This window comes from Delftia sp. DT-2, assembly GCF_028401915.1.
Classification (GTDB): domain Bacteria; phylum Pseudomonadota; class Gammaproteobacteria; order Burkholderiales; family Burkholderiaceae_C; genus Comamonas; species Comamonas tsuruhatensis.
The window spans coordinates 15,135-29,692 of record NZ_JAQOTI010000020.1; the positions used below are offsets into that span (position 1 = coordinate 15,135).

General features: G+C 68.5%; 10 protein-coding genes. All 10 read right to left on the reverse strand.

Annotation, left to right across the window (positions count from 1 at the left end; genetic code table 11):
- Window positions 1-8: 8 nt before the first annotated feature.
- From tagF to PO605_RS27140, 10 genes are read right to left on the reverse strand one after another with little or no spacing between them, the layout of a single operon-like run.
- Window positions 9-713 carry a type VI secretion system-associated protein TagF gene (gene tagF / locus PO605_RS27095; RefSeq protein ID WP_047472701.1) on the reverse strand — a complete coding sequence of 235 codons (705 nt, stop codon included), beginning with the start codon at window positions 711-713 and terminating at the stop codon, window positions 9-11.
- Window positions 695-4,351 carry a type VI secretion system membrane subunit TssM gene (gene tssM, locus PO605_RS27100; RefSeq protein ID WP_272207184.1) on the reverse strand — a complete coding sequence of 1,219 codons (3,657 nt, stop codon included), beginning with the start codon at window positions 4,349-4,351 and terminating at the stop codon, window positions 695-697. The genes tagF and tssM overlap by 19 nt, the downstream gene beginning before the upstream one ends.
- A gap of 5 nt (window positions 4,352-4,356) precedes the next feature.
- Window positions 4,357-5,688, reverse strand: coding sequence for a DotU family type VI secretion system protein (locus PO605_RS27105; RefSeq protein WP_043790650.1), 1,332 nt, complete (start codon window positions 5,686-5,688; stop codon window positions 4,357-4,359).
- 21 nt (window positions 5,689-5,709) lie between these two features.
- The gene (tssK, locus tag PO605_RS27110) at window positions 5,710-7,044 is read right to left on the reverse strand and encodes a type VI secretion system baseplate subunit TssK (RefSeq protein ID WP_272207185.1); all 1,335 of its coding nucleotides are present in this window, start codon (window positions 7,042-7,044) and stop codon (window positions 5,710-5,712) included.
- A gap of 17 nt (window positions 7,045-7,061) precedes the next feature.
- The gene (tssJ, locus tag PO605_RS27115) at window positions 7,062-7,661 is read right to left on the reverse strand and encodes a type VI secretion system lipoprotein TssJ (RefSeq protein WP_272207186.1); all 600 of its coding nucleotides are present in this window, start codon (window positions 7,659-7,661) and stop codon (window positions 7,062-7,064) included.
- A gap of 19 nt (window positions 7,662-7,680) precedes the next feature.
- Window positions 7,681-8,469: a PP2C family protein-serine/threonine phosphatase gene (locus PO605_RS27120; RefSeq protein ID WP_046240040.1), complete on the reverse strand. Its 789-nt coding sequence runs from the start codon at window positions 8,467-8,469 to the stop codon at window positions 7,681-7,683.
- Window positions 8,466-10,643: a type VI secretion system-associated FHA domain protein TagH gene (gene tagH / locus PO605_RS27125; RefSeq protein ID WP_272207187.1), complete on the reverse strand. Its 2,178-nt coding sequence runs from the start codon at window positions 10,641-10,643 to the stop codon at window positions 8,466-8,468. Before tagH ends, PO605_RS27120 begins: the two co-directional genes overlap by 4 nt.
- Window positions 10,644-10,694: 51 nt before the next feature.
- Complete coding sequence (locus tag PO605_RS27130) at window positions 10,695-11,180, reverse strand: TssQ family T6SS-associated lipoprotein (RefSeq protein WP_223275220.1); 486 nt, start codon at window positions 11,178-11,180, stop codon at window positions 10,695-10,697.
- An 8-nt stretch (window positions 11,181-11,188) separates the two neighbouring features.
- Window positions 11,189-11,977: a PEGA domain-containing protein gene (locus PO605_RS27135; RefSeq protein WP_047474210.1), complete on the reverse strand. Its 789-nt coding sequence runs from the start codon at window positions 11,975-11,977 to the stop codon at window positions 11,189-11,191.
- A gap of 9 nt (window positions 11,978-11,986) precedes the next feature.
- Window positions 11,987-14,047: a serine/threonine-protein kinase gene (locus PO605_RS27140; RefSeq protein ID WP_047474211.1), complete on the reverse strand. Its 2,061-nt coding sequence runs from the start codon at window positions 14,045-14,047 to the stop codon at window positions 11,987-11,989.
- Window positions 14,048-14,558: the final 511 nt, after the last annotated feature.

Here is a 14,558-nt window from a genome sequence, read left to right on the forward strand (position 1 = left end):
GTGCGGGTTCAGGCGCCCTTGAACAGGCGGGTGAACAGGCGGCGGTGCAGCACTTCGTGCTGGACCACCTCGTCATGGGCGTGGCGCGGCGTGGCCGAGATCCACCAGACGGAGGTGGTGGAGCCCGGGCGCATGCAGGCGCGCCAGTCCATGCGCGGCAGGCGCGCGGCGTTGCCTTGCGAGGCGCCCATGTCAAGGTCGGCCAGCAGGCTGTGGATGGAGGTGCTGTCCGGCGCGCTGCGCTCCTGCTGGAACGGCCATTGCAGGGTGGCCAGCCGCTCGTCGAGCTGCTGGGCCGACAGGGGCAGGCGCCGCGCGTCGATGAGCGCATCGCGTGCGCCGCTCAGAAAGCGTTCGATGTCCTGGTCCGACGCCGGCATGCCGGAGCTGCCGTCCACCGTGGCCATGATGGCCAGCGGAAAGAGCCTGCCGATGCGGTCCGAGCTGGGGCCGATCACGCCCACCATGGACTGGCCCAGGATGGAGGCAGGGCACAGGAAGAACCACAGCGGCGAGTGCACGAAGCGCGTGGACCAGCCGTCGGCCGCATCGCTGCGCAACTGGTCCATGCCGTTGCGCAGCCATTCGTCCCAGCGCATGGTCAGTGCGTGGGGCATGCGCCGGCCGACGAAATCGCCCTGGCTGGGCAGCTTGCCCCACCAGGCGGCGCAGGGCCGCTGGACAGTCATGGCGTTCACAGCCGGTCCGGACATTCGAATTCCTCCATGGCCTTGAGCCGGAATGGGTTGAGAACGCTGCTGGTGGTGACTTCCATGCGCAGCTTGCGCCCGTCGATGGTGAAGATGGCCGTGAAGCGCTCGGGCGAGTTGCCCGGCAGGATCTGGGCGCGGTCGAACAGGCGGTGCAGGGCCCAGGGGCCTTCGGTCACGATGCCGGTGTTCTGCGCGCCGGCCGCCGTGATCTGCAGCCGGGCCTGGCCGGTGCCGCGCGTGCCGGGCCAGGAGACGGCCTTGGGGATCTGCGGGCCGTGCTGGTAGCGCACGATCTCGCCGTCCACGTCCAGCACCATCTGGGAGATGGAGGCGTCCATGTCCAGCGGCTTGATCTCCAGCCGGATGCCGGGCGTGTTGCCGCCTGCGCGGAAGAACACGTCGCGGATGGAGGCCGCGCGCTGGAAGGCGGCCAGCGAGGCAGAGCCCCCCACCGGCGTGCCGTCCACACCCTGCTTGAAGGTCCAGGGCACGGTGGAGATGTCCACCATGGTCTGCAGCTGGGTGCGGAAGAACTCGTCCATGGTGCCGCCCGTGGCGAACAGGCGGGCGAAGTCGTCCGTGGTCACGTCGCGCGTGGCGCTGCGCGTGAAGGGGTAGCGGCCCAGGATGGCGCGGAGGCAGAAGTCGCCGATGGTGGCGTTGAGGTTGCCGCCCAGCGTGCTGCGCACGCTGCTTCCCACGAAGGACGAGGTGGAGGTGGCCAGGGCCTCGTACATGCTGTTGAGCGGAGGCGGCACGCGCTTGGCCTCCGAGCGCACCTTCTCCAGCGTGCCGCTCAGCGAGGGAGGCACGCCGCCGCCCTGGATCACCTGCTGGCGCGCCGAGGCGATGACGGCCGCCGCCTCGTTGAGCACCTGCAGGCTGGCGGTGATGGGCGCCGGGCCCGAGCCGTTGCTGGTGGCAAGGCGCCGGTATTCGCGGAAGCGGAAGTCCACGATGTCGGCCTCCAGCGTGCCCGTGGCCAGCATGCCGCCCACGTTCAGCGGCTTGCCGGTCAGGCGGCTGAGCTGGTGCTGTTCCTCGCGGATGCGCTGCAGTTTCTCGCCCAGCCAGCTGCTGGTGCTGCCCGAGCTGCCGCCTTCCTGCTGGTCCGGGCGGCGGGCCAGCGTGGTCTCGCGGGCCACGGCGCGGATGAACTGCTCCAGGCTGGAGTTGGCGGACGAGTACAGGCGGGCCTGCTCGCCGGCCTGCTCCAGCGAGGCCGTACGTATGGGGCGGATGTCGGCCAGGAAGGTTTCCCACAGGCGCGCGTACTCCATCAGGTACAGGCGCTTGACCTCGTTGGCCAGTTGGCCCGTGAGCACTTCCTGGGCCACGCTGCGCCGGCCTTCGGCCTGGCCCAGCACCCAGGTTTCCTCCTTGGCCAGCAAGGTGGTGACCTTGGGCAGCTCGTGCAGGAAGAGGCCGTGGTAGCCGTCATAGGTGAACAGGCCGCTGATGCCCTGGGTGAGCGGCTTGCCGCTGGCACGCGCAAAGACCTGGGGCGCCTCGGGACCGCTGGCACGCACCACGCTGAAGTCGGGCGGCAGCTTGTCGCCGGTGTTCAGCAGCTGCTTGAGGCGGCTGTAGGCACGCTGGGCGGGCGACATCTGGGCCAGGCGCTGGCGCACTTCGGCGACCAGGTTGGCGTCGATGGGCTGGGCGGAGACCACCACGCGGCCGTCGATGAGGCGGTCCAGGTGCTCGGACAGCTGGTCCACCAGGCCGGCCTGCACCAGATGCTGGGGCAGGGTGTTTTCCCAATCGCTGCGCAGCCAGGCCTTGACGAAGGTGGCGTCGAAGTGGTCGGGCTCGTAGAGCATGAGATAGGCCTTGAGCGTTTCGTAGCTGGCCTCGGGGCTGCCGGTGCTGACCTGGCGCAGCGAGCGCGCGACATGGCTGCTCAGGCGCGGCAGCCAGGCGTCTTCCAGCAGGCGCAGGTAGGTGGCGTGGGCGGCCGTCTGCACCTTGGGCACCTGCAGCAGGCCCCAGCGCCAGCCCAGCGGGGCCGATTCCTCGAAGCGGCTGCTCTGCGCCACGCGCGCCGCGTGGTTGAGCATGGGCACCAGGGCGACCACGTTGTCGGGATCGGTGGCCTTGGATTCCTCCACGGCCTGGCGCAGCGTGCCGGCGTTGTCGGCCACTTCGTTCAGGTAGCGCTGGTTGTTCTCGTAGCTCAGCGTCCAGGCCAGGGCCGCGCCGCCCAGGGCCAGCAGCAGGGCGCACAGGCCGGCGGCCTGCATCAGGCGCAGCTGGCGCTCTTTCTTGGCGTTGCGCCCGGTCAGGCCGGACTCGTTGAACATCACGTCCTTGAACAGCGACTCCAGGAAGTAGCTGCGGCCCTGCTGCGGCACGGCATCGGCCGGCAGGCGGCCGCGCAGCGCAAAGCGGCGCGACAGGGCCGACATCACGCGGTCGAAGGGCATGCCCTCCTGCGTGCCGCTGGTGAAGTAGACGCCGCGCAGCAGCGGCTTTTCCTTGAAGCGCGATGCGGAGAACGCCGCATCCAGCGTGTCGCGCACCACGTCCTTGAGGCCGGAAAACTGCTGGGGCAGGGCGTAGAGCAGGCTGCGGCGCGCAAGATCAGGCTCGGTCATCAGCCGCTGGGGCAGCAGGCGGTTGATCTGGGCGACAAGGGCGTCGAACTCCTCCATGTACAGGGCGCTGGCGGCCTGCGGGTCGCTCGCGGGCGAGCGCTGGGTCTTTTCGTCATAGGGGTAGGTGAAGCCCCAGACCTGGGCGCGCTCCTCGCGGCTCATGGCGCCGAAGAACTCGTTGAAGCCCGCCAGCAGGTCGCTCTTGGTGACCAGCACGTAGACGGGGAAGCGGATGGTCAGCTCCTCGCACAGCTCGCTCAGGCGCAGGCCGATCAGCTGGGCCAGCTGGGCGCGCTCGGCGTCGCCGGCACTGAGCAGCTCCTGCACGCTGAGCGTGACGATGACGCCGTTGACGGGCTGGCGTCCGCGAAAGCGCCTGAGCAGCTGCATGAAGCCCTTCCAGGCAGCCTTGTCCTGCTCCGCATCGCTTTCCTGGGTGGTGTAGCGGCCGGCCGTGTCCAGCAGCACGGCCTGGTCGGTGAACCACCAGTCGCAGTTGCGCGTGCCGCCCATGCCGGGGATGGCGCGCTTGCCGAACTGGGCCGCCAGCGGGAAGTCCAGCCCCGAGTTGATCAGGGCCGTGGTCTTGCCCGAACCCGGCGAGCCGATGATCAGGTACCAGGGCAACTGGTAGATGTAGCGCTTGTTCCAGCGCCCGAACAGGCCGCCTTCGGTCTGGCCGAAGCGGGTCTTGCTCAGCGTGTCCAGGGCTTCCTTGAAGCGCGACTCCAGCTCGGCCACTTCCTCGGAGCCGGCGGCGGGCGTGCCGTCCGCCTCGCGCGGCGAGGTCAGGCGGGCCAAGCCGGTCATGAGGTGCTCGTTCATGCGCTGTGCGCGCCACCATTTCAGCAGCAGGCGCAGGAACCAGAGGATGAACAGGCCGGCGATCAACCACCAGCGCACGGTGGGGCTGCCCAGCGGCTGGTAGGGCTGGATGAAGACGAGGGGGCCGACGAACCAGATGAGCAGGCTCAGGGCCACCAGGCCCAGAAGCTCCAGCATGTAGCGGTTGAACAGCCATGAGGCGATGCGACGGATCATGGGGGTCAGTTCCTGGTCTCGGGTGCGGCAGGCAGGGCCTGCAGTTGCTGGTCACGCTGCTGGGGCGCGACCAGCAGGACGATTTCCACCCGCCGGTTCAGCGCCCGGCCTTCGGCCGTGTTGTTGGGGGCGACGGGGTCGCTGTCGGCACGGCCCTCGGCATGCAGGCGCTGGCGGTCGCGCAGCGAGCCGCCCAGCATCTGGGACACGGCCTGGGCGCGCTCCTGCGACAGGTTCCAGTTGGAGGGGAAGCGTGCCGTGCGTATGGGCAGGTTGTCGGTGTAGCCATTGACGATGACCTTGCCCGGCACTTCGTCCAGCGCCGCGGCCACGCGGTGGATGACCTGCACGTAGCGGGGCTTGACGACGGTGGCAGCCGGGTCGAACAGGCCGTCGCCGCGCAGGATGACGGTGCTGCGGTCGGCTTCGTCGCGCACGCTGACCAGGCCTTCGCGGATTTCGGGCTCCAGGAACTGGCGCAGCCGCGGCTTGATGGTGGCCACGGTGGCAGCCGCCGAGGTGCGCGGGAACCGGATCTCGTTGATGGCGGCGAACAGATCGTCCGAGCTGTTGGACAGCCGGTAGCTGAACCACAGGTAGATGAAGAACGCCAGCAGCAGCGTGATGGCTGCCGCCACCCACAGCGGCACCATGGCCCAGGGCGGCGAGGCCAGGCGCTGCACGCCGCGCCAGTGCACGGACAGCAGGCTGCTGCGGTCGCCGCGCGTCGATTCGATGAGCTGCAGCAGGCGCGCCTTGAGCGTCTCCAGCTGGGCGCGGCCGTTGTCGATCACGCGGTAGCGGCCTTCGAAGCCCAGCATCACGCAGTAGTACAGCAGCTCGATGAGGTCGATGTGCTGGTGCGGCGTCTGCACCAGCCGGGCCAGCAGCTGGAAGAACTTCTCGCCGCCCCAGGTTTCGTTGTGCAGGGCCACGAGCAGGCTGTAGTGAGGCCAGATACCTGCGCTGCCCCAGGGCGTCTGGGCGGCGGTTTCGTCGAGCACGGTGCAGATGCAGTAGCGCGCGCCGATGATGGTTTCCATGGGCACGCCGCTGGCGCCGGCACGCTGCTCGAACTCGCGTATGTGTTCGAGCAGCAGCTGCTGCAGCGCGCGCGGGTCTTCGTTGGTGACCATGGCGCGGATCTGGGGGATGAGGTTCAGCAGCTGGTTGGCGGCGGCCACCAGCGGGTTGCCGCCGCTGACCACGTCGGGCAGGTTGGAGCGCAGCGGCTCCTGACCGGCAGGCGCGGTTGCGCCGCTGGCTGCGCCTTCGGCTCGGCCCGCGTCGCCGTCTCTCCCCCAGGGCATTTGGTGGCTGATGTTGGAACTGTTCATGTCGGAAGATGCGTCGCGCCGTCAGCGGCGGATGGCCCAGAACTCCAGCTGCAGGTCGGGGAATTCACCGGAGACGTGCATGGCAAGGCCGCCGGAGCTTTGCAGCTGGTTCCACAGATCGTGCGTGGTGTCCACCTCGAAATAGTTGTAGCCCGCGTGGTAGGGGATCTCGCGCGGGGCGATGGGCAGCGGCCGCAGCGTGACGCCGGGCAGGTGCAGGTTCACCAGGTCGCGTATGCGCTCCACCGGGCCCAGCTTGGTCTGGGTGGGGAAGTGGGTACGCAGGAATTCCGGCGTGGTCTGGGCATGGGCGGCCAGCACGAAGTCGCAGGTGGTCAGCAGCTCGGTGGACGGGATCAGCGCCACGCGCACGCCGTATTGGCGGTCGTGCAGCGGGATCTGGATGGCGTTTTGCTCCAGCACCGAGGACAGGCTGCGCCGCAGCTCCAGCATCAGTGGCGGAAAGCTGCGCCGCAGGTCGTCGTGGTCATAGACGGGCAGCACCTCGGGGCGGCGGCGCTCGTGGTCGAAGGTGGTCAGCTCGGCGGCCAGGCGCAGCAGTTCCTCGAACAGGCGCTCGGGATGGATGCTGCCGGTGCGCACCCAGTGCTGGGCGGCGCCCGTCCAGTGGTTGATGAGCTGCAGCAGCAGGAAGTCGCCGACCTCGCCGATGCCGCCGCGCTCGGGCTGGATCATGCGCTGGGCCAGAACCTCGCCGCGCTGGCGCAGCAGGCCGTGGATTTCCTTGCAGAAGGTATTGAGCACCGAGCTGGGCCCGTTGTTGACCACGGTGGGAATGAAGCCGGGCTCCAGCAGCACGCCTCCGCTGGCCTGGCGCTCGACCACATGGGCCACGGGCAGGCTGACCCAGCCTTCGGTCAGCTCGTGGGCGGGGCGCAGGCTCAGGCGCAGCCGGCCCAGCTGCACCTCGGCGGGCTGGGCGCCCACGTCGTTGCTGTCCGCCACTTCGGTCACGTCACCGAGATAGCGCGCGGGGCTTTGCGTGCCTTCACCAAAGGTGACCTCGCTGCCCGACAGGCGGCGCAGCGGCAGGGCCAGGTGCACCACCACGTCCTTGAGGTCCTTGCCGATGTCCAGCGGGGTGGGCGCCTCGTCGTCGCCCGGCAGCTGGAACGGCGTGCCGTCGGGCAGCACGCCGTGTGCCGAGCGTATGCCCAGCTTGCCCATGCGCAGCAGATCGGTGTCCAGCTCCAGTTCCGAGAAGCCCCAGAAAAAGGGCTGTCCCGGCAGGCTGCGCGACTGCAGTTGCCGGAACAGGAAGCGCTCCTGCTGCTGGAAGTGCTGGGGCCGAAGGAACATGCCTTCGGCCCAGATGACTTTGCGTTGCCAGACCATGGTGGATAGATGTGCGTTTATTGGGATGCGGGTTGGATGCGCACGGTGACCTCCTCGCGGGTCAGGTGCACCTGGTAGCGCACGGGCTGCAGCTTTTCGGTGGAGCCCATGCCCCACCACCGCCTGCGCAGCTCCACGGAGTTGGGCGCGGCGGCCGAGGCGCGCCAGGTGCTGCGCTCCAGATCGCGGTAGGCGGCGAACAGGCCGAAGGCGCGCACATCGGGGTTGCCCTTGCGCTCAATCACCTGGCGTTGGCCGGGCGCGATCAGGAATTCCTCGCGCCGCACGAAGTCGCTGCCCAGCTGGCCGTCGTCCTTGTCCTGCAGGTCGAAGAAGCCGGCGCGGTCGAAGGCGGCGGAGGCGCGCAGCTCGTAGATGCGCAGCAGCACGGGCTTGGGGATGCCTTCGCGGTCGGGGTTGATGTCCATGTCGGCCACCACCTCGAACACGGCGGCGGGCACGGCCGTGGGCGCCACTTCAGGCGCGCGGCTCAGGGGATTGAGGGAGCCGCAGCCGGCCAGGCCGGCCGCCATTGCCGTGCCCAGGCCCAAGGCGCCCAGCGTTTGCAGCGCCTGACGGCGCGCTTGCGGTACATGCGGTGCATGCGATTTCCACATGGCTTCTCCTGTCTCGATATCAGTCATTGGTGTCACGCGGGCAGATCCACACCGTCAGCGCGCTGAGGTTGTCCTGGTGCGGATTGCCGCTGGATACGACGCGGCCGACCATGCGCTGTATCCATTCGTCGGGGCGCTGGCTCGCGGCCAGCAGCTGCTCCATTTCCGACTCGTGCATGCCCTCCCAAAGGCCGTCCGAGCACAGCAAAAAGACATCGCCGGGCTCCAGGGCCACGGCGGCGGAGCGGATGCTGGGCGGCACCTGGCCTTCGGCACCGATGGCGCCGGCCAGGACGTTGCGGTTGGGCAGGCGGCGCGGGTCGTTCTCTTCGTACAGGCCGGCGTGCAGCAGCTGCTGCACCAGGCTGTGGTCTTCGGTGCGCAGGTGCATGCGGCCTGCGCGGAACCAGTACAGGCGCGAGTCGCCCCAGTGCGCCCACAGGGCGCGGCCCTGCCCGGGGTCGATGCACAGCACCACCACGGTGGCGCTCATGTGCATGCGCGAGGCCGAGGTGGACTGCTGGCCGCTGACGCGGTGCTCCGCCTGGGAAATCAGGGAGGCCAGGCTGGCAGGGGCGAACAGCGGGTTCTCCCGGAAGCCCTCCAGCACGGCCTGGACCGTGAGCTGGGCGGCAAGTTCGCCATGCCCGTGCCCGCCAGCCCCATCGGCCAGGGTGCAGCACAGGCCGCCGGCGCCCAGGTCCATCAGGCCCATGGCGTCTTCGTTGCTGGAACGCCTGCCGCTGTGGGATGCGCTGGCCACCTGGATGCTGTAGCGGTGGCCGTCTCCGTCGAGGTAGGCGATCACGGCTGGCCTTTCACGGACTGCTCGGCGTTTTCGTAGGCCTCGACGAAGGTGCGGCCCGAGAAGGCCATCAGATCGTCCTCGGCATGGCGGCGCAGCACGTCGAAGTTGTGCTTGTAGTCGTCCCACAGCGCAGCCTTGCGGCCATTGGTCAGCAGCTTGTCCAGCAGGCCGGGGTTGGTTTCGGTGCGGCGCTCCAGCTCGGTCGGATCGAACCGGGTCAGGGCCTCGGCATAGGCGGCGCGGATGCCGGCCATCAGGGCCAGCTGGTGCACGTGCAGATCCTGGAAGGCGTCCTGCATGGCGGGCAGCGGCTTCATGAAGCCCGGGAAGGTCTGGTGGACCATCTGCATGAGCACGCCCTCGGAATTGGGCAGGAACTTGAGCGGATTGTTGGCGCCCGTGGCAATGATGGTGACGCCGGCACGGAACTCGCGCTTGATCTCGGAGCGCGCCGCCAGCAGGTCGATGGTGCCCTGCACGGCAATCCGCAGGGCTTCGCCGAAGGTGCGCATGAATTCGGGCGTGACCTCGAAATGGGTCTTGGCCGGGTTCAGGCCCGCGCCTTCCATGAAGGCCGTGGCCAGGGCCTGCAGGTCGGCGTGGGCGGCGCTGGCGGCGTTGGCGGCCGGCTGGGGCTGCACCGGAGCATCGACAGGCGCGGCGGTGCAGGGCAGGGTGCCGACGGGAATGGCGGCGGCGCCCTGGCCGAGGATGCTGGAGGCTGCGTTGAAGTGGGCGCTGGAGCTGGAGCTGGTGTTGGCGGGAGCGGCGGCAGCGCTTGCGGCAGAAACGATGGCTGGCGCAGCTTGGCCTGCGCCGGACTGGAAGATGTCCAGGTCCAGCCCGTTGGTGGGCAGCAGTCCGTCGAGCACGACGGGCTCGGCGGGGATTTCGGGGGCCGTCGCGGCAGCGGGGGCCGTGGCCATCGGTGCAGCAACTGGTGCAGCGGCAGGTAAGGGAGCTGGTACGGCAACTGGTACGGCAACTGGTACGGCAGTTGGTGCGGCCTGTACCTGTACAGGTTGCTGTGTCTGCGCTGCAGGCGCCAATGACTGCTCCAGGCCGGCCGGCTGGGCCGGCGCCGCTGCACCCTGCGCAGCAGGCTGCGCAGGCGGCTGCATGCGCGGCAGGTTGAAGGCCTGGCCCAGCTCGGAGCCCCGGCCCGATGCCTGTTGCAGCGGCGCTGCGTCGGCGGGCAGGCCGCCCTGGTCGAACAGCGCGAGCGGATCGAGCTTTTGCGATGCCTCGAAGCACGAAGGCAGGCCGGTATGGGAGGCGTCATGCAGTGCCTCGGTGCTCAGGCCCTTGAGGGGAAGCGTTTGGACCATGCCGTCATGGCGCTGCTGAATCAGCTCGCCCTTGCCGTGCGAGGGCAGGCCGGCCCAGCCTTCTTCCTGCTGCCGAGCCTGCTCGGGCGGCGGTGCAAAGGGGTCGAAATCATTGGGAATCAGCAGCGGGCGATGCTGCGGCCTGGCCGGCTGCGGCATCGCCATGGCCGCTTGCTCGGGGGGGATTGCACTCTGGGCAGAAGGCGCAGGCGGGGTCTGGATGTCATCCAGGCTCAGCGCCGTCAGGCCTTCCCAGGGATCGGCGATGCCGGCGGCGGCTGGAGGCAGAACGTCTGCCAGTGGCGCAGCTTCTGCCGGCCCCGTTGCTTGCGGCTGCAGCGGGCTGTCAACTGCGAGGGGCTGCTGGATCGGTGGCTGTGGGATTGCCGTGACCGGCGAGGGAGCCGATGGCGTTGAGGGTGCTGAGGGCGCAGAAGGTGCTGAGGGCGTCACAGCCGCTGCAAATGCTGCGCTGGCAGGCGCCGGCACGGCTGCACCGGGCGAGGCCGGTGCCTCGAAAGGGGTGCCCGGCGCCACGGCGGCCAGGGTGTAGGCGCCGATGCGGATGCGCGCGCCCAGTGTCAGGGCCACTTCCTGGCCCGAGCGCACGGGCTGGTCTGCCACCCAGATGGGATCACGCTCGCTCAGGTTCGCAACAAAGGCTCCCTCGGAATCGAGCCTGACCATGGCGTGCACGCGCGCCACGGAAGCGTCCGGATCCGAGATGATGAGCTTGTTCTGGCCACTGCGTCCGATCGTGCCGCCTGCCATGCCGAATACGGCATGCCAGTGGCGGTCGACCGCAACGCCATCGTGGTCCACGACCCTGAGTTCGATTTTGTCCATGGAGTCTTAGGCTAGGCAGTTTTCAGGAAGCGTCGGGGGCCTCGGCAGGCCTCAGGAGGCCTTGCGCGCTGGCGCCGGGCGCTTGTTGCGCAGCGCGGCGCGGGCATTGTTGAATTCCCGGCCCCAGGTGGGATGGCCCTTTTCGGCCTCGGTCAGCTGGAAGGTGGGGTCCAGGGCCAGGGCCATGTCGAAGTGCTGCCGGCAGGGCTTGCGGCGGCCTTCCACGCAGTGGCTGAAGGCGATGTACTTGAGCGCCTTGACCTGGCTGCTCATCGGCAGCTCCTGCGCGGTGGACAGGGGCGTCAGGGCCGTGATGGCATCCTCGTAGCGGCCATCCACGTAGAGCTGGATGGCCTCGACCAGCTCCTGCTCCTTGATCACCACCGGGTCCACGGGCTTGACGGGCTCGACAGGCGCCTGCACCACGGGCGGTGCTGGCTCGGGCTCCACCGGCTTGGGTGCGGTTTCGCAGGCGGCCAGCCCGAAGGCAACGGCAAGGGCAAGGGTCAGGCGCTGGAGGGAGTGAGGGATATGCATGGACATGGTCATCGGGCATCAAAGTCATGGGAAAGGGTCACCGACTGGCCGTCGGTGATGCGGATCACCTGCCGATAGCTCTCGAAGCCGGGGTTGCGCAGTTCCACCGTGTGGGAGCCTGGCGCCAGCTTGAGCAGCACGACGGGAGGGGTGACGCCGGACGGCTTGCCGTTGATCAGCACGTTGGCCCAGGGGTTGACCCTCAGGCGCAGGTTGTGATCTGTCCGTGGCGTCTCAGGCCGTGCGGCCAGTGCGGCGGAGCGCACCGGGGCCGAGCCCGATGTCAGTGCGGTGATCGATGTGATCACGCGGCTGTTCAGTGCAAAGCCGCCGGCCGTGGGTGCTGCGGTTGCCACGCGCAGCCGTTGCGCGGCAGGGCAGCGCTGGGTCCAGCGTTCCTGGGCGCGGCTGTAGGCGTCCCGCCACGGCGTACCCGTGGTCTCGTAGACCTGCAGCGCAAAGCCGGGGTGGGCGGCGAACGCGGCGTCGAAGGCGGCCTCGCAGCGCGCCCATTCCTTGTGCGTGCAATAGGTGTAGGCCAGGTACTTGTGGGCGGAGGCCCGCTCCATGGGATCCGCCAGCCCGCCAAACAGCGCAGCCTGCAGCGCACGCTCGGCCTGGGCCAGGTCGCGCGCCTCGAACAGCGCAATGCCCTGCGCCAGCTGCGGGCGTCCTGCCGAGCCGGTTTGGGCCGGCGCGGCCTCCTCGCATGCCGCCTGGGAATGCGCCAGGCAGGGCAGGCCGAGCACTGCAGTGCACAGCATCCATCGCCAGCGGTGGTTCATCAGTCGAGCCATGCGCCGCGCTCATTCGAAAAGATGGTTCACGGTCACCGACTCGCCCTTGGTGACCGTGATGGTCTTGGTCACCGTAGAGGCCGCACCCGGGTTGCTGATGTCGATGCGGTACTCGCCCTCCGGCAACTCCATCTGGGTCAGCGGCGGGCTGGTCCGTGCCGGGGCGCGGTTCACGGAGACATAGCCCCAGGGCACGACCCGGAACACCACCTTGCCTGTGGCCGCTGCGGGCTTGGCGGGGCGGGCTTCGGTCTTGGGCGGCTCGGTGGGCAACGGCTCGGGCACCGCGGCCACCGTGACGGGGGCGACGGGCGCCCCTTGCTCGGGCTGGGAAGGGGGGAGTTCAGCCAGCGCGGCCTGCTCCGGCGGGGTCATCGGCTGCACCTGCTCCGTGGAGGCCAGCGAGGCCTCGTTGAGCAACTGCTTGAGCAGCGCCTGGGCCTCGGTGCGGTGCTGTCCTTCGGGGAAGCTGTCCAGGTAGTCCTGCAGGCGGGCCAGGCTGGACTGGCTTTGCGCCTGCTGCCATGCCAGGCTGTCGCGGGCTGCCAGGGTCTTGGCACGGGCCTGGTCCTGGGAATGGTCGTACCACAGCACGCCGCCGCCCGCGATGGCCGCCAGCACCAGGGCGCCGATGGCCATCGGCACGGCCATGCCGCTGCGCCTGGCCTTGGGCACTGCCTGGACGGCAGCGGCCGGAGGCTGCACCCCTGCGGGCGCGCCCTGAACGGCGGGTGCGGAGGCGGGCTGTTGGGATGCAGGCGCCTGCGCCTGAACCGGGGGCTGCGCAGGCTGAGCGGGGGGCAGTGCCTGGTCGATGTCGATGTACGGACCGTTGTCCAGGCCCATGGGATCGGCGGCAGATGCCTGAGGCGTCATCTGGGGCGCGGCTGCGGCTGCAGATGGCTGGACAGGGCCGCCTGTTGCCAAACCCCCAGGCGCGGTGGGAGCGGGCGGCACCGGTGCGACCGTGGCGACAGGAGGGACCGCAGGCACGGGCATGACCGTGGTCGCGGGCGCTGCCTGCGGCGCTGCTGCAGGAACGAAGATTTCCGTGATCGGCACGAAGCGCGGCGCCTGCACGGCTGCCGACTGGGTGGCCATGGCGGCCTGTACGGACGCAGGCGGCGTGATCGGGATGTAGATGGGGCTGGGTTCCCCCGGCGCAGGCGCTGCCCGGGCGTCGGTGGACAGGCCCAGCAGGCTGCGCAGCTCGGCAATGGATTGGGGGCGGTCCTGGGGGCGAACGGCCAGCGCCCGTTGCATGCCCTGCAGGAAAGCGTCGGAGTAGCCCGGGACCTGTTCGGAGGTCAGCGGCTGCATGGGATCGGTGACCATGCGCGCGACCGAGGTGGCCGGGATGCGGCCCGTGGCGGCCTGGTGGATCAGTGCGCCGACCTGGTAGATGTCCGTCCACGCGCCCTGGGGCATGGCGCCGTCGTCCACGTATTGCTCGATGGGCGCAAAACCGGGCTTGAGCACCATGGTCAGCGCCTGGGTCATGTCGCCGATGATGCGGCGCGCGGCGCCGAAATCCAGCAGCACGGGGCTGCCATCGCGCTGCACGAAGATGTTGTCCGGCGCGATGTCGCGGTGAAAGCAGTCTTGCGCATGCAGCACTTCCAGCACGTCCAGCAAGGGGATCAGCAGCGCGCTGAGCCCGGCCTGATCCATGCGGCCGGACGATGCCTTCAGCACCTGGCCCAGCGTCTGGCCCTCGTAGTGGCGCATCACCATGTAGGCCGTGCCGCCGGCTTCGAAGAAGCGGTAGACATGCACCAGGGTGGGGTGGGAGAAGCGCGCCAGCAGGCGGGCCTCGTTGATGAAGCTGCGCAGCCCGGCGTCGAAGGCGCCACGGTGCTGCGAGCGCACATGCACCTGATGGGAGCTTTGCCGTCCGGCCAGTGCCGAAGGCATGTACTCCTTGATCGCGACCTCGCGGTCCAGAGAGAGGTCACGGGCCTTGTAGACGATGCCGAAACCGCCTTCGCCGATGACATCTAGCACGCGGTATTCGCCAATCTGGACACCTGCCGGAAGGCAGTTGGTCGAACATGCTGCTTCGCTATCCATGCAATCCCACCCAAGATGTTGTTTCACACGCTGGCGGGCGAGGTCTGTCGCAGTGCCAGGGTGCCGAATCTGTTCGAGGCCATTGGACAAGCACAAAGCCGGCATCGCACCGGCAATCTGTCTATGCAACCGCTGGTTTTCCTCGATCAGCCAATTGTCTGAAGCCGGGGGCCAAAGACGAACGTCATGGACTCGTCATGAATACAAGATCGTATTTCAATCGGACTCCGAATGCGGCGTGAGTGTAGCTTGAGTTCTGCAAAAAGCCATGACACGTATCGAATGGATAAGCGATGGATACATTTTTTTTCAGATGTATCGGCCGTAACAATTCAGTCGGGCCAATTGTTTGTATTTTTCCGATCTTATCCACTATCATCGCGGCTCCAACAAAGGAGGGCGGTTCACGACAGTGAGGATTGCAGGCGATTGTCAATAAATTCCTTGACCATCCAGGGTATGCGCCGCACTGATCTGAATCACATGTTCAGTGAATCGGTTTCGTGCGCTC